This is a genomic window from Streptomyces sp. NPDC001604 (genome assembly GCF_042893475.1).
Taxonomy (GTDB): domain Bacteria; phylum Actinomycetota; class Actinomycetes; order Streptomycetales; family Streptomycetaceae; genus Streptomyces.
In genome coordinates this window covers 500,772-523,812 of record NZ_JBIAUY010000003.1, presented here as the reverse complement: position 1 = coordinate 523,812, position 23,041 = coordinate 500,772, and the positions used below count along the sequence as shown (strand labels likewise).

Genomic DNA, 23,041 nt, shown 5'->3' with positions numbered 1-23,041 from the left:
AGCCCAGTCGGTTCACTGTAGTTTGGCATCCGGGCGGGCACGGGGGGACGGGGACGCGAGTGCTGGAAGCCATCTGGACCGGCCTACTGGTCGCGCTGCTGTGCTGGATCGCATCGGTGCTGTGGAACAACCGCCGCAGACTGCCCGTACTGGTGGCCTCCTGGCGTCTCTTCGGCGAAGTGCGGGTCTCCGTCGCGTCGTTGCTCCGTGTCCAGGACGACGACCGGTACCTCCTGGTGCACTCGCCCTACCGGCCCGACTCCTACGGTCCGCCCGGCGGTGTGGTCAAGTACCACCCGGCGGCGCGCCCGGCCCTGGACCGGCTCGGGTTCCGCGAGGAACTGCGGGTGGACCAGCGCATGCGCAGCGATCTGCGCGGTTTCCTGCCGGGTCGTGCGCTGCCCGGCTTCGTCCGCTGGCTCGACCGTCAGGAGGACCGAGAGTCGGCGCTCGAGTGCGTGCGCCGCGAACTCGCCGAGGAACTCGCCGAGATCGGCCATCAGGAGCTGGCCGCCGGCATCGACCGCCTCCACTTCACCCATGTGAGGCACGTGGTGGACGGTCCGCTGAAGGTGCCCGGACGGCCCTACCGCGTAGTCCGCCTCTTCGATGTCTGGGACCTGAGCCTCGACACCGCCGAAGCCGTGCGGCTGCGGGAAGCGTTGACGGCGCTGGCTGCGGACTCCGCGAACCATGGCGTGCTGGTCGCCACCGCGGACGACATCGTGCATGGCCGCCGTCGGCACGCCTATCTGGCTCCGCACGCGGCCTACCTGATGGGGGAACGCCGCTTCCACGCCGACCTGCCACCCCTGAACTCGTGAACCGCTCTCCCGCCGGGTGGCCGGTCCGCGTCAGGGCGCGTCTGTGGGGCGCTGCCCAGTGTGAGCACCCGGTAGAGGGAACCCACGGGTAAGGTTCGATGCCACACCGTTGGCCGACACGTTGCCCTCGATCATCGATGGATAATTTGTTCCATTTTAGGACTGTTCATAGCTCCCCGTGGGCAGGAGCCGGGCCGGGAAGGCCGTCCAGCGTCAATGGCCCCAGCGGCAACAAAGGGGGCGGTCAAAGGCCCAGGGTGATGGCAAGGCGGGTGAGCTCGGCGGTGGTGTTGATGTTGAGTTTGGCCCGGATGCGGCGCAGATAGGTGTCGATGGTGTGGGGGGAGAGTCCCATCTGGCGGGCTGCTTGCAGGTAGGTGCGGCCCTGGGCGATGTGGTGCAGGGTTTCCAGCTCGCGCGGGGTCAGTGCGGGTGTGGATGTCGGAGTGGTGGGGGTGGGGCTCATGGGGTTTCTCCGGCGAGAGTGGCTCGGTCTCCCCGCTCACGCCGTCGGAAGCAGAGAATAAATTGTCCGAATGCTGCCTTTATGTCCTTTTAATAAGGCTGTCGGCGCGGCGTCATGGCCGTGTCCGCCGCCTGTCACAGCTGTGTGACAGGCGGCCTGCCGGCACCGCGGCCGTCCGGCAGGCGGGGCCCCTGCTTTTGCCGCCTCGTCCTGCAGCTGACCGGCCACCCGGAGCGCTTGCTCGCGGACGTACTTGAGCGTGACGGTGCCTGGGCGGTTGCGTTGTCGTGGCGTCGGGTTGGTGCTCGGGAGCTGTGAGGATCATGCTTGTCAGAGGGGGCTGTGCCGGCTGGCGGAGGGCGAGATGAGCGGCTATGGAGCGACTTCCCACCCCTGGCGGTGAGCGGGTGCAGGCGGATGCCGCCCCCCGGTCGGCCTTGACGGCCTCGGCCACCGTGGATGAGCGGGGCGTTGTGACGGGGTGGAGTGAGGGGGCGCGGCAGCTGCTGGGGTATGCGTCCTCGCAGGTCGTGGGGCAGCCGGTGGCATGGCTGCTCGCCGATGAGGTCGCCGGGAGGGCGTGGCGGGAGGTGGCCGGGCGGGAGAGCTTCGGAGGCACGGTGGTGCTGCGGCACCAGGACGGTCACCGCGTTGAGCTGCGGCTGCTGGTGCACCGTCTCCCGCCGCACGGGAATCTCGCCGAGTGGCTGGTCGTGTCCGCGGTGGCGGGCGGGTCGCAAGCGCCCGAGGGTGAGGCGGCAAGGCCTGGTGGTGAGGCGCTCGCCGAGTGGGTGTTTCGCCAGTCGCCTTGCGTGCTGGCCGTCTTCGATGCGGACCTGCGGCTGGTGCGGGCGAATGCGGGCATGGAGCGTGTGTGGGGGCTGGGTGAGGAGGAGGTGCGCGGGCTGCGGCTGGCGGAGATCGCGCCGGGTGCGGTGAGCGAGGAGGTGCAGGCCAGGATGCGTCTGGTGTTGGAGGGCGGCGGGACGCAGCAGGTTCATGCCGGCGTCCGGCCCGCGGGCGTGGGTGCCGAGCGCGGTTGGCCGGCCTTGCTGGCTCCGCTGGAAGACGCGGCCGGCCGGGTGCGTGCCGTATGCCTGGTGGCGCATCCGGTGCTGCCCGGGCACAGCGGGGCGCAGCGGATGCTCCTGCTCAACGACGCCGAAGCGCGCATCGGCACCACCGCAGACGTCGCGCGCACCACGCAAGAACTGGCTGAGGTCGCGGTCCCTGGCCTCGCTGACTTCGCCGCCGTCGACCTGCTGGATGGCGCCCCCGGCGCGATGAGGCCGGCTGGACCGGCCGGGCCTTTCACTCTGGGCCGCACCGCTGTGCGCTTGATCCAGGACGATGGCACCGTCTCCCTTCCCCCTGCGGGAGAGGTCTTCGGCTGCCCGGACGTCTCACCGGTGGCCGAGTGCCTGGCGCAGGGGCAGGGCGCCGTGTACGGGGTGGGCGACGCCGTCATCGCCCGGTGGGCGGCCAAGGACCCGCAGGCCGCCTGGATCCGCCGGACAGGAACGCACTCGGTGATGGTCGTGCCGATGCGGGCGGGGGGTACTACGCTCGGCGTGGTTCTCTTCGGTCGTCACCGGCGCCCCGATCCGTTCGGGACGGACGATTTGTGGCTGGCCGAAGAGCTTGCGGCCCGCGCGGCGGTGAGCATTTACGGCGCCGACCGCCCCGCCCGGCAGCGCACCACCACCATGACCCTGCAGCGCAGCCTGCTTCCGCAGACGTTGCCCGAACAGCAGGCGTTGGACGTCGCGACCCGCTACCTGTCGGCCGGCAGCAGGGCCGGCGTGGGGGGCGACTGGTTCGATGTGATCGCGCTGTCCGGCATGCGGGTGGCTCTCGTCGTGGGCGATGTGGTCGGCCACGGCATCCGCGCCTCGGCCACCATGGGCAGGGTGCGCACCGCGGTACGCACCCTGGCCGATGTCGACTTGCCGCCCGATGAACTGCTCACCCACCTCGACGACCTGGTCATCCACCTCTCCGCCGAGGAGGGCGGACAGGATGACGCCGCCAGCGCCGGAGGTGTCGGCACCACCTGCCTGTACGCCGTATACGACCCGATCTCCCGTCACCTGACTCTGGCCAGGGCCGGCCACCCCCCGCCCGCCGTGGTCGCCCCCGACGGCGCCGTCCACTTCCTCGACGTCCCCCCAGGCCCGCCCCTGGGCCTGGGGGGCCTGCCGTTTGAGAACTTCGAGACCGAGTTGCCCGCCGGCAGCCTGATCACCCTCTACACCGACGGCCTGCTCGAAGCCCGTGACCACGACATCGACGAGGCCCTGGACAAGATGTTCCAGGCTCTCGCCCACCCCGCCACGTCGCTGGACGCGGTCTGCGACAGGATCCTCACGTCCATGCTCACCCACCGCCCCGACGACGACATCGCCCTGCTGATCGCCCGCACCAGGACCGTGCACGGCGACCGGGTCGCCACCTGGGATCTGCCCTTCGACCCCGCCGTCGTCGCCCGCGCCCGCAGGCACGCCACCGACCAGCTGACCGCCTGGCACCTGGACGATGCCGCCTTCATCACCGAACTCGTCGTCAGCGAACTGGTCACCAACGCCTTCCGCTACGGCCGCCCGCCCGTCCAGCTGCGGCTGATCCACGCCGGCCACACGCTCATCACCGAGGTCTTCGACTCCAGCAGCACTGCCCCGCACATGCGGCGCGCCCGGACCTTCGACGAAGGTGGACGGGGCTTGCTGTTGGTCGGCCAGCTCGCCCAGCGCTGGGGCACCCGGCACGCGGCCACCGGTAAGACCGTCTGGGCCGAACAGTTCCTCACCGTTCCCGGAACCTGAGGCGGGAGCGAGTTCCGTCGCCGGCACCCGTGCTCGGTCGAAGGCTCCGAACGGTGTGAGGGCACGTCGGGGACGCGTCGTGCAGCCTGTCGGTGAGCAGCACGGACATGTAGCCTCCCGCACGCCCCTCCCACCGGTCAGTCACTCGGCCATCCGCCTCCGTGACGATGGCCGGCATCGGAGCCACGTTCTCGTAGCCGATCGGAGATGATCAGAAAGACGCGGCGGTGGACAGCCGACAGGAGCTTCTCCGGCCAGTCGGCCGGGTCGTGCATCAGCTTCCCGGCCCCGCCCGGGCCGGTCCGCTCCGGGACCCGGCCCTCTCCCAAGGGTCCGTCGTCAGACACCAGGCACCTCGACTTCCCGGCGCCGGGCAGCCCGGAAGCTGCCCGGTATCAGGGCCGCGGGCACACGAGCGGCGGCGCGCGGCTCTCTTCCGCACGTCGGCGCATCCCGCGCCCTTGAAAAGCCGGACGGCAGCTCCGACGCGTCAGGGAGATGGGGACCGGGACCGGCGGCATGCGGTGCCTGCCGGGCGCTGCGTGTCCGGCGTACGGGGGCGCGCATGCGCCGTCGATGGCGATCGCCCACGTGCTTGCCGCCGCAGCGCAACACTGGTGGAGCTTTGTGGACACGAGTGCTCATTCCTTTCGGATGAGAAGGCCACGAAGGCGGGCGGGGTGAAGGCTGTGGTAAGTCTTCACCCCGTCGCGTTGAGCTGTCTCAGGCCCGGGTGCCGGCAATCCGTCTGCTCGTGTGGCGAGGGCCGGCCGGAGGGCGTCACCGCCGTGACCGCTCTCGCCACTCGCGCTCAGGAGGCCGGGACCAGAGCGGTGTCGGTCGGGGCCGGGGCCTGCTGGTCGGTCGACGTGCTGTCGTCCGATGTGCCGGTGCCGTTCGGCGTGCTGCTGTCGTCCGACTTGCCGGTGTCGTTCGGCGTGCTGCTGGCGTTCGGGGTGCTGCTGTCGTGCGACTTGCTGGTGTCGTCCGATGTGCTGCTGTCGTGCGACTTGCTGTCGTCCTGCTTCTGGGAGTCCGGCATGGTCTTGAGGTCGTGCTCGTCCTTCCAGTGATCACTGTCCTTGCCGTCCCAGTGCCAGTGATCGTCGTGGTGGTCTTCCCAGAAGTAGTAGTCGTTGTAGGTCTCCCAGAAGTACCACTTGTGGTGGTGCTTCAGGACGTAGTAGCAGTCGTAGTCGTCGTCCCAGTACCACTTGTAGTGGTAGCCCCAGCAGTAGTCTTCGTAGTGGTGCTTGTGGTGCTTGTGGAACTTGTAGTAGTGCTTGCTCCAGCAGTACCACTTGTGGTGGTGATGGGCCGGGGCCATGGTGGGCGCCGACGTGTGGGACATCGGGGCCGCCGTTGCGGTGGCGGCCGGCAGGATGACGGCTCCGCCGACCACCGCGGCCGAAGCCACTGCCGTCGCCAGGCTCAGCCGGCGCCCGGGGCGAGCGCCCTCCTGCTTGCGGATAATGCGATTCACGTTTCCTCCCGAAGTAAAAGGCACTTTGGCGTGCCCAGTGCCTCGTTTTCTTTCCGGTGTTTCCGGTGAGGCTTGCACTTCCAGTAGGCCTGCAGCATCCCGGCGGGTCATGTTCCGAGGGCTCGGGACTTGACGCATGCAAATGCGTCGGGTAGAGCGGCGGAGCCGGGCGAACACCGCTGGGACCCGGCGGCCGCGAATCTCAATCGTCGGCAATGCCGTGCGTGGCATTGCACATGTGACGCGTGCTCAACATGGCCCGGAACACGGTGAGCAGGGGCACGGGGGCATCGCGGCGTGACCCTGCCGCTGGGGAGAGACGGCACGTTGACCTGCTGACCGATCGGACCGCCCCTTCCCGCTACGGGGGGGCCTTTGCGGCACGCTCTCTCGCTCGCGCGACCCCCACGTGGCGGGCGGCACTCCGGAGCGCACGAGTCGCAGCGGCAGCAAGCGAGTTCACGCCTCGTGCGGTTCGGTGGACCGGCTGGCGGTGGCGACCCGACGCCGGGCCGGAAAGGTTGGTGACCGTCCGGCGATGCCACCGCCGTCCCTGCGCGCCGCCAGATCCACCCCCTTCTTCAGCTGGCCCCCGGTCACAGAAGCGGCCTGCGCCGGCGGCGACTTGGGCACCTGGTGGCGAGCTCGGCTCGCTCCGCCGGGGGCACAGCGGTCCGTGCGCGGACAGCAGGTCGTCCCGTGCGCCGGAGCCGGGCTCAGCGTGGCGGATCGAGCCCACGCAGGGCCTCTCCCGATCACGCGCGCATGCAACGTGAGCGGATCCGTTCTTGTGGCAGCCAGAGGCACAGATCCCTCGTACGGCCTCGCCTGACTCGCCGTCAGCTTCCTTCGTGTCCCGGGGTACCTCACTGCCACAGCGCAGAGAACAGCGGACACCCGGCCCTCGCGGCGCCCCGCGGTCAGAGTCGGTGGCCGGCGGACGACACAAAGACCGGCCTGGCCCACCTGGGCGGGGCCGGGAGCGGGTCGGCGGGCTGCGGGAGTGCGGTGGCTCGATGGTCCACCTGTGTCGGCGGATGCGCACGGCCCGCGTCCTGCGCGGTGGCACGCAGGGCCGCCACGAATTCCAGACAGGAGCCGTAACGGTCCTCGGGGACCTTCGCCAAAGCCCTGGCCAACACGCCGTCCATGGCTGCGGGAGTGCCCGGCCGTTTCTCGCTCAGGGCGGGCGGCTGATCGTACTGATGGGCCCACAGCAGGGCCATCTCGTCATCCCGCTGGAACGGCGAGCGACCCGTGAGGGTTTCGTAGACGACGCAGGCGAGGCTGTACAGATCGCACCTGCCGTCCACCGGGCGGCCCGAGATCTGCTCCGGTGCCACATAGTCGAGCGTGCCGACGAACTCGCCTGCCGTGGTGAGTCCCGTCAGAGACAGTGACTTCTTCGTCAGCCCGAAATCCGTGAGATAGACGTGCTCGGGGTGATCACTGTCGGTGCCGCGGGCCACCAGGATATTGCCGGGCTTGACGTCCCGGTGCACCAGATCATGTTCATGGGCCGCATCGAGGGCGGACGCCACCTGCGCGGCAATACGCAGCGCTGTCTTCACCGGCAGCGGGCCGTCCCGGGCGAGCAGGGCCCGCAGATCCAGCCCCGCGACGTACCGCATGGCGATATACAGGACACCGTCCGTCTCACCGGCCTCGAAGACGGGCACGATATGAGGATGGTCGAGCGCAGCGGCCACCCGTGACTCGTGCGTGAAGCGGCGGCGGAACGTGTCATTGCGGACCCATTGCGGGGCCAGCACCTTCAGCGCCACCGGACGATCCAGACGTAGATCCCGCGCGTCGTACACCACAGCCATCCCCCCACGGCCGATCTCACGCTCTACTCGATAGCCCGCGATCTCGGTCCCGATCCCGGGAATCCCCGAATCGGGGTCCACCGGCACATCCCGGCCCTGGGGCACGCCAGTCCCCGCACTCATCACATACCCCGCGCCCGCACAGCGTCGGCCATCACACCGCTTTCGCCGCGCAGACCCGCTCCCGCCACGCACTGCCCGGCCAGGTGCACCGGCACCGCAGTCGGCCCCGTCGACCCGGCCGGTACCATCAGAGCGGCCAACCGCCTATTCATCAGCAAATGCTATCAATCACCCCATGTCGACGCCCGGCGTCGAACACCTCGGTGAACGGGCCGCACTCGATCCACTCGCCGTACTCTCCCGCCGTGGCGAGCGCACCAGCGCCGGGGTGGACGTGCGCCGGGATGGGGGCCCGGCGCGGTGGCGCACGGATCCTGCACAACCCTTCCCTGCGGGCAGACCTCTCCGAGGGCACCCGTGAATGTGCGAAGCTGGTTTTCCGATCACGAGGACGGTGCTTCCCGGTGTCACGGCGTCAGCCGGGCGCACAGCCCACAAGCCCGATCCGTATCGCGTCCGGTGACGTCGTGTCGTCGGAGCCGTTCCAGCCTGGGGGCGGTGAGTGCAGATGAGTCCGAGTTCCGCCGATGCCGCGAATCCCGCGCCGACCGGCGTCGGCAACGGGCCCGCCGTCTCCCGTCGGGAGTTCGACGCACTCTTCGAGGCGGTTCGCACGTGGGGGCGCTGGTCCCCGGCCGACCGCGGTGCCTGGAACCGGGTCACCGCGGACCATGTGCGGAGGGCCGCAGCCCGCGTGCGGACCGGGACGGTCGTCCCGCTGGCGCTGCCGTGGAACACCCGGCCCGGCCCCGGCAACCGCAAGCCTGCCCTGCACCACATGACCGACCTCGGTGACGTGCAGGAGCCGGAACCCTCCACCCACAAGGACTTCATCGCCGCCGACTACCACGGCAAGGGCATCACCCATCTCGACGCGCTGTGCCACATCGCCTATCGGGGGGAGCTCTACGACGGCCGCACCGCACACGAGGTCGTCGATGCCGCAGGCGCCCGCTTCGGCGCGGTGTCGACGCTCGGGTCCCTCGTCACGAGGGGAGTGCTCCTCGACGTGCCCGCCGTCCTCGGGATCCACTGGTTGGAGCCGGGGCGAGCGGTGCACGCGCGGGACATCGTCGCGGTGGAGAAGGCGCTCGATGTGACGATCGGCGAGGGCGACGCGGTACTGCTGCGCTCCGGACACGTCCGGCGCCGCGAGGAACTCGGCGCCTGGGACCCCGACACGGCCAGCGCGGGTTTTCATGTGGACGCCCTGCCGCTGCTGGCCGAGCGTGGCATCGCGCTGCTGGGCGGAGACGGCGACAGCGACGTACGGCCCTCACCCGTGGACGGCGTGCACTCGCCGGTCCACGCCCTGGCCGTGGCCGCGATGGGGATACCACTGCTGGACAACCTCGACCTGGAAGCGCTGTCCGCCGCGACCGCGACGGCGGGCCGCTACGACTTCATGCTCGTCGTGGCGCCGCTGAACGTCCCGGGCGGCACGGGCTCGCCCGTCAACCCGGTCGCGGTCCTGTGACGCCGATCCGGTCCCCCGTCACCGTGTGTGAGGGGCCTTGTGAGCGGTGACTCGCGCCCCGAATGCCCGTATCCTCATCCATATCAGACATTTCGGAAGGGTTGACTGTCGAAGGCGCGAGTGAGGCGGAGCGTGGTTCGGGCCGGCGAAGATCCGATACCGGCGGGGCGTGCGCCAGGCGGCACGGGGCCCGCCAGTTTCCGTGAGCGGTTCCTGCAGGGTGAGCCGGTCGAGACGGGCGTGCGCACATCGATCCTGAATTCCTGGCGGCGCTGCCGGGCTCTGGGGCTGTCGCCGGAGCAGTCCGACCTTCCCTTCTGTGAGGACTTCGAACCGGACGGACGGATCGTCCGTGCGGCCGTCCCGGTGCTCGACCGGCTGCAGGCCATGTTCGCCGGCAGCGCGATGAACATCTCCGTCGCCGATGCGAGCGGGACGGTTCTCCTGCGCCGTTTCGGAGAAGCGTCGCTGGCCAGAGTTCTCCCGGCCATCCAGAGTGTCCCCGGGTTCGTGTTCGCCGAGAAGGTCGCAGGTACCAACGGCATCGGTCTCGCCCTGGCCGAGCGCCAACCCATCCGGGTCTACGGTGCCGAGCACTTCGCCGAGCGCTCCCAGGGCAGTGCCTGCCGCGCGCTTCCCGTCCGCGACCCGCTCAGCGGCCGCATCGAGGGCGTCCTGTGCTTCGGCTATCCGCGCAGCGCCGAGGACCCGGCGCTGGACACCGTGATACGTAAGGCGGCCAAGACCATCGAGCGGCGGCTGCTGGGGCAGAGTTCCTCGCGTGAGCGCGCTCTGCTGCGGGCCTACCTGGACAGCGGAGCCGAGGTCGCCGGAGGTTTTCGGCACCGCACAGGGGTGCGGGAACTGGCCGTGGAGATGAGCCCCCGCGACCGGGCGATCCTCATGGAGAAGGCCGCCGAGCTGATCGCCTGCGCGCAGCGGGCCTGTGTCGACGTGCCCCTGTCCGACGGCCGTCGGGTCACGCTCGTGAGCCGGCCGATGACGAGTGCCTCCGGAGTGGAGGGCTTCGCCATCGAGGCCGTTGTCCCCGGTCCCTCACCTGGCGAGCCCCTCGCCTTCCCGCATCAGGTCCACGAGCCGCTGGGCCTGTCTGCCGAGCTTGCCGTCGCCACCTCCCTCACGTCCTTCGGGGCTGTTCGCGACGTGGCGCCCGGGCAGCGCCACGTCACCCCGGTCACCCCGCCGGCGGAGTGTCTTCCCGGCACGGAGCACGCCCCTGCCGCCGTGGGCGTCGAGCGCGTCACGGCCGGCGACGACACGACGGACGAGCACTCCGACTCCCCGCCCCCGGCGAGAGGGCTCGTGATGGTGGGGGAGCCGCACGTCGGGACCTACGCCCTGGCCGCCCGCCGGCGCCTGGAACTGTTGTCCGAGGCCGGCGTCCGCATAGGCACCACCCTGGATGTGCGCAGTACCGCCCGGGAGCTCGCCGAGTCGGCGGTGCCGCAACTGGCCGACTTCGTCACCATCGACCTGCCGGAAGCCGTGCTCCGCGGCGAGGAGGCCGCCGATCCCCGCAGTGACCTACGCCGTACGGTGGTCCACGGCATCCATGACGACTGTCCCTTCCACCCGGTCGGCAAGCAGGTCGACTACGGTCCGACGATGCCGCAGGCGCGGTGTCTGACGAGCGGCCAGGCAGTGCTGGAATCGGATCTGAAGGCTGCCGCGGGCTGGTTCGCGCAGGACCCCGAGCATTCCGCACAGCTGCTGGGCCACGTCCACTCCCTCATCGCCGCGCCCCTGGTCGCTCGCGGGGCAGTCCTGGGCGTGGCCGGCTTCTACCGCGCGCAGGGCTCGCCGCCCTTCGGGGACGACGACCGGTCGCTGGCCCAGGAACTGGCCGCCCGTGCCGCACTGTCCATCGACAACGCCCGGCGCTACACGCGCGAACGTGCCATGGTCCTGGCCCTGCAGCGCAGCCTGCTCCCGCACGGTGTGCCGGACCAGGACGCCGTCGAGGTCGCCCATCGCTACCTGCCCGCCGAATCCGACGTGGGAGGGGACTGGTACGACGTCATACCCCTCTCCGGCTGCCGCATCGGGCTCTTCGTCGGCGACGTCGTCGGCCACGGCATGCTCTCCGCCGCCACCATGGGGCGGCTGCGCACGGCCGCCCGCAGCTTCGCCGAACTCGACTTCCCCCCGGACGAGGTCCTCACCCACCTCGACAAACTCGTGGGACGCCTGGACCGGGAGGACCCCGACGCCGTGGACGCAGGCATCATCGGCGCGACCTGTCTCTACGCCATCTACGACCCGACCACACAGCGGTGCACCATGGCCCGCGCCGGCCACCCCCCGCCCGCTCTGGCCCGCCCCGACGGGACCGTGTGGTTCCCCGACCTGCCCGCCGGGCCGCCGCTCGGCCTCGGCGGTCTGCCGTTCGAAGCCGCCGAGCTCGACCTCCCTGAGAACAGCCGGCTGGTCCTCTACACCGACGGGCTCATCGAGGACCGTCACCGCGACGTCGACGTGGTCCTCGATCAGCTGAGCGCCACGCTGGCCCAAGCGAACGGCACGCCCGACGAGACCTGCGAGGCGATACTCGACACGGTGGCAGCCGCCCGCCCCTGCGACGACATCGCCCTGCTCGTCGCCCGCACCCACGCCCTGGACCCCCAGCGGATCGCCACCTGGGACCTGCCCGCCGATCCGGCCCTGGTCAGCGAGGTGCGCGCCTCCGCCACCCGGCAACTGACCGACTGGGGACTCGACGAGACCGCGTTCGCCGTTGAACTGGTGCTCAGCGAGCTGGTCACGAACGCCATCCGCCACGGCGCAGGGCCCATCCGGGTACGGCTGCTCCACGACCGCACCCTGATCTGCGAGGTCTCCGACACCAGCAACACCGCCCCGCACCTGCGCCGAGCGGCCAGCACCGACGAGGGCGGCCGCGGCCTGTTCCTCGTCGCGCAGCTGACGCAGAGCTGGGGCACGCGCTACACCCAGCAGGGCAAGGTGATCTGGGCCGAATGCGGGCTCGAGGGGGCCTGAGGCGCCGACCCTGACGATTCGCTGCTCCGTCGGGGTGACAGGGAGCGGCCAGATGTCCCAAAACATGCGACATGAGCAGCTAATGTCACTGATGCGCATCGGGAAGAACACGACAGGTCCAACCCCGGAGAGGTCCGTGCACGAGGCCCACGACACCTCTGCGCATGCGGTGCCGCCCTCCGGGGCGGAACCCCTGGTCCGTGTCCGCGGACTCGTCAAGCGTTTCGGGGGAACCCTCGCGCTCGCCGGGGTCGACCTCGATGTCCACGCCGGCAGCGTCCTCGCCCTCCTTGGTCCCAACGGAGCCGGGAAGTCCACGCTCATCAAGGTGCTCGCCGGCGTCCACCACGCCGACTCGGGACAGGTCACCGTGGCCGGGCACCCGCTCGGGAGTCACGCCGCTTCCCGGCACATGTCCTTCATCCATCAGGATCTCGGCCTGGTGGAGTGGATGACGGTGGCCGAGAACATCGCTCTGAGCACCGGGTATCCGCGCCGCGCCGGACTGATCTCCTGGCGGCTCACCCGAGAACACTGCACCGAGGCCCTGCGGGTCGTCGCCGGACATCTCGACCCCGACACGCCGATCTCCCGCCTCGCCCCGGCCGAGCGTTCGCTTGTCGCCGTGGCACGAGCCCTGGCGGCACGGGCGAGCCTCATCGTCCTCGACGAGCCGACCGCCCGCCTGCCCGCAGCGGACTGCACCCGGCTGTTCCGGGTGCTGCACACCCTGCGCGACCGGGGGCACGGCATCCTCTACGTCAGCCATCGCCTGGACGAGGTGTACGAGGTCGCCGACACCTTCGCCGTGCTGCGCGACGGACGCCTGGTCAGCCACGGCTCGCCGACGAGCCACCCTCCTGCCCGCCTGGTGCGCGCCATCACCGGCGAGGGGCCGACCGATCACCGCCCCGCCACCACCCCGTCCGGCGGAGCGGCCATCCTGACCCTGGACGGGGTGCGCACCCCCGACGCGGGACCGGTCAGTCTGGAGCTCCGGCTTGGGGAGGTCCTCGGCCTGGTCGGTCTCACGGGCGCCGGGCACATGGGCCTCGCCCGAGCCCTTGCGGGCGCCCGGCCCCTCCTCGGCGGACGGGCCCTTCTCGGCGGTCGCCCGTACCGTCCCCGTACGGTCGCGGACGCCGTCGGACGGGGTGTCGCCCTCGTACCCGGTGACAGACAGCGGGAGGGCTGCCTCGCCGAGCTGACTGTGCGGGAGAACCTCCTGGCCAACCCCCGGGCGGGAGGCATGCCGGCGCTGTGCTGGATCAGTCCCCGCCGCGAACGCGCCGAGGCCGGCACCTTGATCGAACGGTTCTCGGTGCGTCCCGACGACAGCGAGGCCGCCATCGCCACCCTGTCCGGGGGGAACCAGCAGAAGGTCATGATCGGCCGGTGGTTGCGGCTGGCCCTGCGCCTGCTGATCCTCGAGGAACCGACGGCGAGCGTGGACATCGGTGCCAAAGCCGCGATCCACCGCCTGCTCGACGAGGCGCTCGCCGCCGGCCTCGCGGTCCTCCTCATCTCCAGCGACTTCGAGGAGGTCGCGGGGGTGTGTCGGCGCGCCCTGGTCTTCGTCCGCGGATCCGTGACGACCGAGCTGACCGGCCCCGCCCTCACGGTCGCCGAGCTCACGCGGGCGGCTTCGGCAATGCCCTCCTCCGGAACCGCGGCGAATCCGTGACCGGCTCGCCCTCTCCGGCTGCGCCCCCGCCACGGCCGCCTCGCTCGGGACCACCGAGGCGACTCGCCCGACTGCACGGCCGTAGCGGGGAAATCATCGGCGCCTACGGCCTCCTGACCCTCACCGTCCTGCTCTTCCTGATCTTCTCCCTCACCCTGCCGCGTACCTTTCCCACCCGGGACACCGTCGACTCGATCCTGTCCAACCAGTCGATCCCGGCCGTCCTCGCACTCGCCGCGATGGTCCCCATCGTGACCGGCGCGTTCGACCTCTCCATCGGCTACGGTCTCGGCCTGGCGCACGTCATGGTGATGCAGCTCGTCGTGGGCGACGGGTGGCCCTGGCCGCTCGCCTGCCTCACGGTGATCGCCGGAGGGGGTGTCGTGGGCGTCCTCAACGGTGTCGTCGTCGAATTCGGACGGATCGATTCGTTCATCGCCACGCTCGGAACCGGCAGCATGATGTACGCGGTGACCGGCTGGGTCACCGGCGGCGGCCGGATCGTCCCCGGCCCGCAGGGACTCCCGCCCGCCTTCACCGACCTCTACGACTCCACGTTCCTCGGCCTGCCGGTCCCCGCCTTTTACGTGCTCGCGCTCGCGGTCGCCCTCTGGGTGGTTCTGGAGCGGCTGCCGCTCGGCAGGTACCTGTACGTCGTCGGGTCGAACCCGCGCGCCGCCGACCTGGTCGGCATCCCGACCCGCAAGTACACCGTCTACGCCTTCGCCGCGTCGGGACTGATCGTCGGCTTCGACGGAGTGCTGCTCGCGGCCCAGCAGCAGATCGGCAATCCCAGCGTCGGCCTCGATTACCTGCTGCCCGCGTTCGTCGGGGCCCTCCTCGGCTCCACCGCCGTCAAACCGGGGCGCCCCAACGCCCTGGGCACCCTCGTCGCCGTCGCCGTCCTCGCCGTCGGCCTCACCGGCATCGCCCAGATGGGCGGCGACTTCTGGACGGTCCCGTTGTTCTACGGCGGCACCCTGCTCCTCGCCGTCGGACTGGCCGGCTACTCCGCTCGTCGCCGACTGCGCACCGGTGCGGCCGTCGCCCGCGAATCGCCCGCCGTGCCACAGGACGACGGCACGCCGGGCAGCCCTCCATGACCCACGCCGCGGGCACCGCCCAAGTGCCCGGGCGGCATCCTCCGCAAGGAGCTTCCGTGCACCGCAACCGCAACACTCCCACCGTCCGCAACGCGGGGTTCACGGCCACCGCCCTGGTGGTCGCGGTCTTCGTGTTGGCGGGCTGTGAACGCGGCTCGTCGAGCGGCCCGGCGCACTCCACCTCGGGTGCGAGCGGCTGCCCCGCGGCCCAGACCAGGTCCCAGGCCGCCGTCAGCCGGGCGGAGCGGACCGACATCCCCTGGAACGGCCCGACCAGCGGTCCCACCGCGGTGGCCGGCAAGACCATCGTCTACGTCGCCCAGACCATGACCAATCCGGGAGTCGCGGGCGCCGCGGACGGCGTGCGGAAAGCCGCGCGCGTCATCGGCTGGCACGTCCGGGTGATCGACGGTGGCGGCACCCCCGCCGGCATCCAGGCGGCGATGAGCGAGGCCGTGGACGTCAGACCCTCGGGCATCGTCATCGGGGGCTTCGATCCGGGCTCGACCTCGCAGCAGGTGGCGCGTGCGAACGCGGCAGGCATCCCGCTCATCGGCTGGCACGCGGTCGCTTCCCCCGGCCCCAGCCGACGCCCCAGGCTCTTCACCAACATCACCACCAAAGTCGAGGACGTGGCCAGAGCCAGTGCGCAGTGGGTCATCGCGAGCTCCGACGGCACCGCCGGGGCCGTGGTCTTCACCGATGCCTCGATCCCCTTCGCCAAGTACAAGTCCGACCTGATCAGGAAGGAGCTGGCCACCTGCGCGGGGGTGCAGCTGCTGGCGTACGAGAACATCCCGATCCCGGATGCCGGCAGCCGCACGCCCCGGGAGATCTCCTCGCTGCTTTCCCGCTTCCAGGAGAGATGGACCCATTCCGTCGCCATCAACGACCTGTACTTCGCCGATGCCGCCCCGGCGTTCCGCGCGGCCGGCAAGAGTGGTTCCGGCCCGCCCTTCAACATCGGCGCCGGCGACGGCGACCCCTCCGCCTTCCAGCGCATCAACAGCAAGCAGTACCAGGCGGCCACCGTGCCGGAGCCGCTGTCCCTGCAGGGGTGGCAGATCGTCGACGAGTTCAATCGCGCCTTCTCGGGCCGGCCGGCCAGCGGGTATGTGGCCCCCGTCCACATCAGCACGGCCGGCAACAGCCACGGCGCCATGACCTGGGATCCGGCGGGATACCGGGAGGCGTACCGGAAGATCTGGGGCATGTGACAGTGGCGGCAGGCACTGGTCAACGTGGCGGGGCGTACTCGGTCAGCAGGAGCGCGATGTCGTCCGCCCTGTCGGGGGAAGCGTGGCAGGCATCCCGCAGCAGCCCGTCGGCCAGATCGTCCAGGCCGCCCCCGCCGAGCCGGGCCAGCGACCCCCGGAGTCGCTCGATGTCGGAGCCGATGTCCGAGTCGCGCCTCTCGATCAACCCGTCCGTATAGAGGGCCAGGACCGACCCGGGAGCCAGACGCAGCTCCGACTCCGGAAAGCGTGCCGTCGCGTCGATGCCGAGCAGTGGGCCGCCGGGCACATCCAGGACCTTGGTGCGCCCGTCGGGCAGGCGCAGCAGGGGCGGGAGATGGCCCGCGCGGACGATGCGCACGATCCCCGAGCGGGGATGGAACTGGGCATAGCAGCAGCTGGCGAGGAGCACCGGGTCGAGGTCCATGTGGAGCCGGTTGGTGCCGGCGGCGACGTCGCTCGGTCGGTGGCCGGCGGCGACGAATGCCCGCATGGCGCTGCGCAGTTGGCCCATGGCGGCCGCGGCGGGGACGTTGTGCCCCTCGACGTCCCCGACGATCAGTGCGACTTCGTCGCCGGTGGGGATGACGTCGTACCAGTCGCCGCCGATGTCCATTCCCCTGGTGCCCGGAAGGTAACGCCCGGTGACGCGCAGCCCCGGCAGAGTGGGCAGCCGGTGCGGCAGCAGCGCGTTCTGCAGGCCGCGGGCGAGGGCGAATTCGGCGTCGTAGAGTCTGGCGCGCTCCAGGGCCTGGCCGATCAGGCCGCCCAGCGCGGTGAGGACTCCGCGCTCCTCGTCGGGGAACCGGTGGATGTCGTCGAAGCCGAGAATGCAGGCGCCGACCGGGTGGTTCGAGGCGATCAGCGGCAGGAACGCCCAGGAGTTGGTGTGACCCACCAAGAGCTCGGGGTAGCTCTCGCGGAGTTGCTCACGGGACTCGATGAACAGCGGGACCCCGGAGGTCAGCGCGTCCGTCACGGGCAGCCGGGCGTGCAGCGGGGTGCCTTCGAACCGGGCGAGAAAGCGTTTCGAGTAGCCGCGCTGAGCGAGCAGGTGCAGGCGCTGTTCCTCCACCACGGCGATCGCCAGCTTCTGGCCGCCGAAGGCCGGCAGCAACTGATCGGCGACGGCATCGAACACCTCGACCGCGGTGGCCGCCTCGGTCAGGGCGCTGCCCAGCGTGAGCACCCGGTAGAGGGAACCCACACGGGGGGCCGCAGGCGGAGGCGCCGAGGAGAAGGGCGGCCCCTCCTCGGCGACTGGTGCACCGGGTCCGGTGCCTGCCGGTACGGGCTGCCGTACTCGTGAGGCCCATCCCGTCATGCCCTGAGCGCCCGGGTGGAGGGAGAAGACCAGCCACTCGTCCGGCGGGCGGCGGACCAGGAAGGAGACCGGTTGCTGGGAGACGACGGCGGCCCGGTAGCGGTCCTCGTACACGGGATCGGCCAGCCAAGGCAGGATGTCCCAGGGGCGTCGGCCGAGCAGTTCGTCCTGGCGGACCTGCAGCAGATCCTCCAGGCTGTGGTTGGCGTAGGCGAGGCGCCCGTCGGGAGAGAGCGCGAAGAACCCGTCCGCGAGCCGCTCGATCGCCGCCACGGCGGCCATGCCGCTCCCGGAGTCCAGCACGGCGCCGACCAGGTGGCAAGAGGCCTCCGAGTCGTCGGGGCTCTCCGGTACCCGGCCCCACAGCTCGACGACGCGGTGTCCACCACGGCCGTCCAGGACGCGTAGGCGGTGCGCCAGTAGGTGTCCCTCCTCGACCGCGGCGCGGGCGGCGGACCCAAAACCGGGCAGATCCGCCGGCTCGATGCAGGCCGCCAGCGTGGCCGCCCGACCGTCGAACGCGCGGGGCGCAATTCCGAAGATCGCGCACAGTTCGTCGTCGGCAGTGAGGGCTCCGGTGTCGAGGTTCCAGTCGAACAGTCCCACCCGGATCGCCGGAGCGGACGGCAGCGGGACCAGTACCGGAGCCGTCCGCTCGTCGTACTCACCGAGCGTGCCGCGGGCCCGCAGTCCGGCGAGGGCGGTGCCCAGCCGGTCGGCGACGGAGCGCAACCGCCCGCGCTGCGCCCTCGACAGTCCGGTCCCGTCCGGCCTGGGCGTCCACACCACGGCGATGGCGCCGAAGGTCCGCTCGCCCGCCCGTACGGGGACCGATGCAGAGCCGAACGGGTAGGGCAGGGCGATCGAGAGCTGGGGGAAGCGCCGCATCGTCTCCTCCGCGCCGGCCAGGTGGACCATGCGCCCGGAGCGGCACGCCTCCGCCACCGGCATACCGCTGTTGACCGGGATCCGACGCCACCCGCTGAGCAGGGAGGGCGGTGTCCCGCAGGACGCGGCCACGACGAGCGAGCGATGGTCGCCGGAGAGCAGGAACACGCTTCCGGTATGTGCTCCGGTGACCTCCACGGCATGGACCACGGCCCTCACCAATGCGTCGTCGAGCTCGGTCGCTTCGCCGACACCCGCGCCGCTGAGCGGGTATGAGCTCGATGCCATACCGTTGGCCGACACGCTGCCCTCGATCATCCATGGAGTGCTTTTCCCAGTTTAGGGTTATTCGCACCTATCTGTTGATGGATGTCGAGCCCGTACGGATGAGTCGATTTTGTCCCCGCAGGCCAGACGGAGCGGGGGAGCGTTCGCCAGGGTGCCCGGTCATGAGCGAGATCAAGACCTGTGGCCGTGCCCCGGCCCCGGGCCTCGGGAGAGCCAGAGGTCCCGGTTGCCCGCGAGCAGCACGCGCCCGTCCGCGAGGGTGACCGCCGCGCTCGGGGCGTCCTCGCTGCAGCCGAGACTGCCGCGTTTCCAGCCCGTGGTCGTCCCGTTCCCGACCCAGACGGAACCGCACCGCACTGTGCGGGTGTTCGGCTTGGACTTGGGCCGGGGGGCCGAGCCGACCAGGACCGGGTGGCCCGCGGAGTCGACGGTCGCAGCGGTGATCACGCCGGTTCCCATGGCCGATGTGTCCATCCGCGTCCAGTGGGTGCCGTCCTCGCTGGTGAGAACCAGCGGGAGGGAGTCGTAGAAGGCGCCGGCCTTGGCATGGCCGCCTACGGCGAACCAGTGGCCCGACGCGTACAGGACGCGGTGCACCTGTGTGCCGGGTGGCGTCCCGGTGATCTCGCCGGCCTTCCAGTGCGCGCCGCCGTCCGCGCTACGCCAGAACGGGATCGTGCCCGTGGTGTGGAAGTCGTAGGCGTTGGTCGCCGCCGCGCCGAAGGCGACGACCTGCGTGCCGTTGACGCCGAAGTCACCTACGGGCGTGGACGGTTGCCGACCGTCGATCGGCGGCAGCGGCACGCGACGCACGGTCTTGCCGGCGTCGTCGGAGGCGAACACGTACGGAGACTCCACCTGGTCGACGGTCTGGCCGCCGCCGATCAGCAGGAGCGAGCCGACCTTCACCGCGGTGTTCACCGAGGCGTCGTCCGCGGTCTCCTGCTCCGGGCGGTCGTTGAACGTCAGCGGAAGCGTGGCGAGCCGGACCTGCTCGCCGTCCGGCGTCCAGCGGGTCAAGGTGGCGCCGACACCGATCAGCGAGCCGTCGTCCCACGGCACCACCACGTCGCCCGGCAGGCCGCCACCGAGCCAGCCGCTGCGCATGGAGTACGGCACGTCGGTCTCCTCGGCGGTCCCCGGCTTCGGGGTGATCGAGAGCTTCGTGCAGCCTTGGGAGCCAGTCCAGTTGACGTTCACATAGCGGTACCCGTTGGCGAACGTCCCCTCGCCCAGGACGCAGTCGCCCAGCGGCACCAGCCGGCGCAGGCCCTCGCCGGGCGCCACGTACCCCTTGTCGTGCGGGCCGGTCACCGACGGGTAGTCCACCGCGCCCGCATACTCCTTGAACCCGAGCTGAGCCGCACTCGTGCCGCCCGTACCGGTGTCCTGTGCTCTGATCGTGCCGCAGCCGCCCAGAACCAGGGCCGCGCCGGCTGCCAGGCTCGCTACGACTGCGAGCCTCCCCCCGCGTGTTCTCATCCCCCCACGCTACTGAAATCGAACACGTGATGCCGGAAGTTGCCATGGCAGGTGCTGCACAAGGCAGCCTCGGCTACGACGGATTCCACGACTGGCCCCTGCTCCAGGGTGTACTCACCGGCCTGCCCCGGACAGATCGGCCGCGGCTCAGGGCAGGGGAGCGCCGTCGAAGACGGTGTCGACCAGCTCGTCGATCACGGCAAGGCCGGTCAACGGGTGTCGTCGCGAAGCGCCTTGTCGATCTCGCCCAGTGCGGCGGTCAGCTGGGTGTAGTCGTCAGCTGTCAGCGGCTTGACGAAGTACTTCTCCACCACCTGCGCGTGGACGCCCGCCGCCCGCAGGAACGCCGTACGTCCGTCGGGGGTCGGTTCCACCAGGGCCACCCTCCGGTCCTCGGTGGACGGTATGCGGCGGACCAGGCCGGCGTCCTCCATGCGGTCGATCAGACGGGTGGTGCCGCTGCTGGTGAGAGTGAGGTCGTCGGCCAACTGGCGCTGGGAGACCTCCTCGCCGGGGCGGCGGCACAGACGTATCAGCACCTCCAGCATGGTGTGGCTGATCCCGCACTCCTGCCGTAGCGCGCTGTCGATGCGCTGTTCCAGGCGGGTGGCAGATTTGATCAGCAGACCGAAGTCCCGCACGAGCCGGCTGTTGGCGGCGCGGGCGGCGACTTCGTCGCTGGGTTGCGGCGTCGGATTCATCATCGCCGATTTTACTGTCTCCTCACCTACTGCTGTCTCAATCGCTGACTAGTCAATTGCTGACTGCTCAGCTAAATTCTGGGACGGGCTCACACCGCGAGCGAGAGGGAGATCCACATGGACCTGCAGTACTGGCTGGGCCGAGCCACCCACGCGATACAGGACTGGGCGGACACCTTCGGTCCCCACCAACCCCACTCGTCCCTCCAGGTGGACGACGACCGCTTCGCGTCCGTCTTCGCGGGCTTCACCGAGAGACTGAAGGACAACTACCCCTTCTTCCACCCGCACTACGCGGGCCAGATGCTCAAGCCCCCGCACCCCGCAGCAGTGGTCGGCTACCTCACCGCCATGCTGATCAATCCCAACAATCACGCCCTGGACGGCGGCCCCGCCACCGCCGCGATGGAACGGGAGGTCGTCGCGCAGCTCGCCGCGATGTTCGGGTACGACACCCATCTCGGCCACCTCACCACCAGTGGCACGATCGCCAACCTCGAAGCCCTCTTCGTCGCCCGCGAACTGCACCCCGGCCGCGGCATCGCCCACAGTGCCGACGCCCACTACACCCATGGCCGCATGTGTCACGTCCTGGGCATGCCGAGCCATCCCGTCCGCACGGACAGCCAGGGGCGGATGGACCTCGAAGCGCTGCAGGACGTACTGCGGACCGGGCAGGTGGGCACCGTCGTCCTCACCACCGGCAGCACCGGACTGGGCGCCGTCGACCCCGTCCACGAGATCCTGCCCCTGGCCGAGCGGTACGGCGTCCGTGTTCACGTCGACGCCGCGTACGGCGGCTTCTTCACGCTCCTGGCCGGAACAGACGGCATCGAGGGGCTGCCGCCCGAGCCCTGGCGGGCCATCGCGCAGGCCGACTCGGTCGTGGTCGACCCCCACAAGCACGGCCTGCAGCCCTACGGCTGCGGAGCCGTCCTCTTCCGCGACCCCGAGGTGGGCCGCTTCTACCTCCACGACTCGCCGTACACCTACTTCACCTCCGCCGAGCTGCACCTCGGTGAGATCAGCCTGGAATGCTCCCGCGCCGGCGCCTCCGCGGCCGCCCTCTGGCTCACCTTCCAGCTCCTGCCGCCCACCCCCGAAGGCCTCGGCCAGGTCCTGGCGGCCGGCCGCCGAGCAGCCCTGAAGTGGGCGGACCTGATCGAGACCTCAGACTTCCTGGAGCTCTACCAGCAGCCGCAGTTGGACATCGTCACCTACTTCCCCGCCGTCGATCCCGCGACCCTCAGCGGCATCGACGCGGCCTCCGCACGCATGCTGGCGGACGGCATGACGGCCCCCGATCCCGTGTACGTCAGCACCCTGAAAGCCGGCCGCGAGGCGTTCACCGCCCGCCACCCCAAGATCACAGCGGACACCGACGGCGCCCGGATCCTCCGCAGCGTCCTGATGAAGCCGGAGTCCGAACACCACGTCGAGCACCTGCACCACCGGCTCGAGCAGCTGACCAGGTCAGAACCGAACTCCTACAGGTCAGAACCCTTGAACTCCTGACGGAAGGCCTCCGTGCCGCCTTCCGTCTCCTGGTGGCTCGGCCCGGCGGCGTAGGCCGACGGAGGTGCGATTGCTTGCGCATCCGCTCCCTCGCCGACCCACAGGGCGATGAACAGCGCGGCGGTCGCTTCCAGGAGGCCCGCCCGTTCGAGACCCCCGCCGGCCACGGGTTCACAGCCCACGTCCCGCACCAGCTCGCGTACCCGCGCGAGGGCACCCTCGTCGTCCCCGCAGACCGGCACGGCCAGTGGCCGCCCGTCGAAGACGGGCGGCCGCATGCGCCACACGTCCTCGTGACAGAGGTTGAAAGCCTTGATCACATGGGCTCCCGGTGCCGCCGCAGCCAGTTGCTGCGCGGCTGACGGGCCTCCTTCCGTCAGCAGCCGGAAGCCCGGCCCGACCGGGTTGGAGCAGTCGAGCAGCGCCTTGCCCTCCACGGCCGCGCGCAGTTCCCGTACCACCGTTGTCCCCGACCCGAAGGGCAGCGCGGCCAGCACCACCTGACCGGACTCGGCAGCCGAACGCAGACTGCCGGGCTTCACGCTGCCTCCGATGCGCGCCGCGAGCCACTCCGCCTTGTGTGCGTCCCGTCCCCCGATGGTCACCTCGTGCCCGGCCCGCGCCCAGTGGGTGGCGAGCGCGTCGGCCATGTTGCCCGTTCCCAGCACGCCGATTCTCATCACGCTCTACCTTCCGGCTGGGCTTTCTACAGCCGTTCGTAGGGTTGTGGGGCCCAGGGGAACCGGGTGTGGTTTTCATCATGCTGCCGACCGTGGCTT

15 protein-coding genes are annotated in these 23,041 nt (G+C 70.6%); 8 read left to right on the top strand and 7 right to left on the bottom strand.

Annotation, left to right across the window (positions count from 1 at the left end; translation table 11 throughout):
- Positions 1-59: 59 nt before the first annotated feature.
- Positions 60-824: a hypothetical protein gene (locus tag ACFY1E_RS11810; protein WP_389074314.1), complete on the top strand. Its 765-nt coding sequence runs from the start codon at positions 60-62 to the stop codon at positions 822-824.
- A gap of 244 nt (positions 825-1,068) precedes the next feature.
- On the opposite strand, the gene ACFY1E_RS11805 is transcribed toward ACFY1E_RS11810, so the two are convergent.
- Positions 1,069-1,290, bottom strand: a complete 222-nt coding sequence (locus ACFY1E_RS11805; RefSeq protein WP_389074312.1) for a response regulator transcription factor — start codon at positions 1,288-1,290, stop codon at positions 1,069-1,071.
- Between the two features lie 374 nt (positions 1,291-1,664).
- Between ACFY1E_RS11805 and ACFY1E_RS11800 the strand changes: the two genes are divergently transcribed.
- On the top strand, positions 1,665-4,112 hold the full coding sequence (locus ACFY1E_RS11800) for a SpoIIE family protein phosphatase (RefSeq protein ID WP_389074311.1): 2,448 nt from the start codon (positions 1,665-1,667) through the stop codon (positions 4,110-4,112).
- Between the two features lie 811 nt (positions 4,113-4,923).
- Here the strand turns inward: ACFY1E_RS11800 and ACFY1E_RS11795 are convergent.
- Both ACFY1E_RS11795 and ACFY1E_RS11790 read right to left on the bottom strand, forming a co-directional pair.
- Positions 4,924-5,595: a hypothetical protein gene (locus tag ACFY1E_RS11795; RefSeq protein ID WP_389074309.1), complete on the bottom strand. Its 672-nt coding sequence runs from the start codon at positions 5,593-5,595 to the stop codon at positions 4,924-4,926.
- A 920-nt stretch (positions 5,596-6,515) separates the two neighbouring features.
- Positions 6,516-7,547: a serine/threonine-protein kinase gene (locus ACFY1E_RS11790; protein ID WP_389074306.1), complete on the bottom strand. Its 1,032-nt coding sequence runs from the start codon at positions 7,545-7,547 to the stop codon at positions 6,516-6,518.
- A 508-nt stretch (positions 7,548-8,055) separates the two neighbouring features.
- Here ACFY1E_RS11790 and ACFY1E_RS11785 point away from each other — a divergent pair.
- The 5 genes from ACFY1E_RS11785 (at position 8,056) to ACFY1E_RS11765 (ending at position 16,046) form a co-directional block, all read left to right on the top strand.
- Positions 8,056-9,024, top strand: a complete 969-nt coding sequence (locus ACFY1E_RS11785) for a cyclase family protein (RefSeq protein WP_389074304.1) — start codon at positions 8,056-8,058, stop codon at positions 9,022-9,024.
- 132 nt (positions 9,025-9,156) lie between these two features.
- Entirely contained in the window at positions 9,157-12,042 is a 2,886-nt protein-coding gene (locus ACFY1E_RS11780; RefSeq protein ID WP_389074301.1) for a SpoIIE family protein phosphatase, read from the top strand.
- A 136-nt stretch (positions 12,043-12,178) separates the two neighbouring features.
- Entirely contained in the window at positions 12,179-13,726 is a 1,548-nt protein-coding gene (locus ACFY1E_RS11775) for a sugar ABC transporter ATP-binding protein (RefSeq protein WP_389074298.1), read from the top strand.
- Positions 13,723-14,829 (top strand): ABC transporter permease, encoded by a 1,107-nt coding sequence (locus ACFY1E_RS11770; RefSeq protein WP_389074296.1) that lies wholly within the window; start codon positions 13,723-13,725, stop codon positions 14,827-14,829. Before ACFY1E_RS11775 ends, ACFY1E_RS11770 begins: the two co-directional genes overlap by 4 nt.
- Before the next feature lie 56 nt (positions 14,830-14,885).
- Positions 14,886-16,046 (top strand): substrate-binding domain-containing protein, encoded by a 1,161-nt coding sequence (locus ACFY1E_RS11765; protein WP_389074294.1) that lies wholly within the window; start codon positions 14,886-14,888, stop codon positions 16,044-16,046.
- Positions 16,047-16,065: 19 nt separating this feature from the next.
- Here ACFY1E_RS11765 and ACFY1E_RS11760 read toward each other — a convergent pair whose 3' ends face one another.
- The 3 genes from ACFY1E_RS11760 to ACFY1E_RS11750 form a co-directional block, all read right to left on the bottom strand.
- Entirely contained in the window at positions 16,066-18,564 is a 2,499-nt protein-coding gene (locus ACFY1E_RS11760; protein WP_389074292.1) for a SpoIIE family protein phosphatase, read from the bottom strand.
- Positions 18,565-18,735: 171 nt separating this feature from the next.
- Complete coding sequence (locus ACFY1E_RS11755; protein ID WP_389074289.1) at positions 18,736-20,046, bottom strand: hypothetical protein; 1,311 nt, start codon at positions 20,044-20,046, stop codon at positions 18,736-18,738.
- A 209-nt stretch (positions 20,047-20,255) separates the two neighbouring features.
- Positions 20,256-20,747, bottom strand: coding sequence for a MarR family winged helix-turn-helix transcriptional regulator (locus tag ACFY1E_RS11750; RefSeq protein WP_389074287.1), 492 nt, complete (start codon positions 20,745-20,747; stop codon positions 20,256-20,258).
- 117 nt (positions 20,748-20,864) lie between these two features.
- Here ACFY1E_RS11750 and ACFY1E_RS11745 point away from each other — a divergent pair, with 117 nt between their 5' ends.
- Positions 20,865-22,262 (top strand): pyridoxal phosphate-dependent decarboxylase family protein, encoded by a 1,398-nt coding sequence (locus ACFY1E_RS11745; protein WP_389074286.1) that lies wholly within the window; start codon positions 20,865-20,867, stop codon positions 22,260-22,262.
- On the opposite strand, the gene ACFY1E_RS11740 is transcribed toward ACFY1E_RS11745, so the two are convergent.
- Positions 22,235-22,942, bottom strand: a complete 708-nt coding sequence (locus ACFY1E_RS11740; RefSeq protein WP_389074283.1) for an NADPH-dependent F420 reductase — start codon at positions 22,940-22,942, stop codon at positions 22,235-22,237. The genes ACFY1E_RS11745 and ACFY1E_RS11740 overlap by 28 nt on opposite strands.
- Positions 22,943-23,041: the final 99 nt, after the last annotated feature.

Coding starts and splice junctions, on each gene's coding strand:
- ACFY1E_RS11805 (WP_389074312.1), bottom strand. CDS start 1,290: ATGAGCCCCACCCCCACCACTCCGACATCCACACCCGCACTGACCCCG.
- ACFY1E_RS11800 (WP_389074311.1), top strand. CDS start 1,665: ATGGAGCGACTTCCCACCCCTGGCGGTGAGCGGGTGCAGGCGGATGCC.
- ACFY1E_RS11790 (WP_389074306.1), bottom strand. CDS start 7,547: ATGAGTGCGGGGACTGGCGTGCCCCAGGGCCGGGATGTGCCGGTGGAC.
- ACFY1E_RS11785 (WP_389074304.1), top strand. CDS start 8,056: ATGAGTCCGAGTTCCGCCGATGCCGCGAATCCCGCGCCGACCGGCGTC.
- ACFY1E_RS11760 (WP_389074292.1), bottom strand. CDS start 18,564: ATGGCATCGAGCTCATACCCGCTCAGCGGCGCGGGTGTCGGCGAAGCG.
- ACFY1E_RS11755 (WP_389074289.1), bottom strand. CDS start 20,046: ATGAGAACACGCGGGGGGAGGCTCGCAGTCGTAGCGAGCCTGGCAGCC.
- ACFY1E_RS11750 (WP_389074287.1), bottom strand. CDS start 20,747: ATGAATCCGACGCCGCAACCCAGCGACGAAGTCGCCGCCCGCGCCGCC.
- ACFY1E_RS11745 (WP_389074286.1), top strand. CDS start 20,865: ATGGACCTGCAGTACTGGCTGGGCCGAGCCACCCACGCGATACAGGAC.
- ACFY1E_RS11740 (WP_389074283.1), bottom strand. CDS start 22,942: ATGAGAATCGGCGTGCTGGGAACGGGCAACATGGCCGACGCGCTCGCC.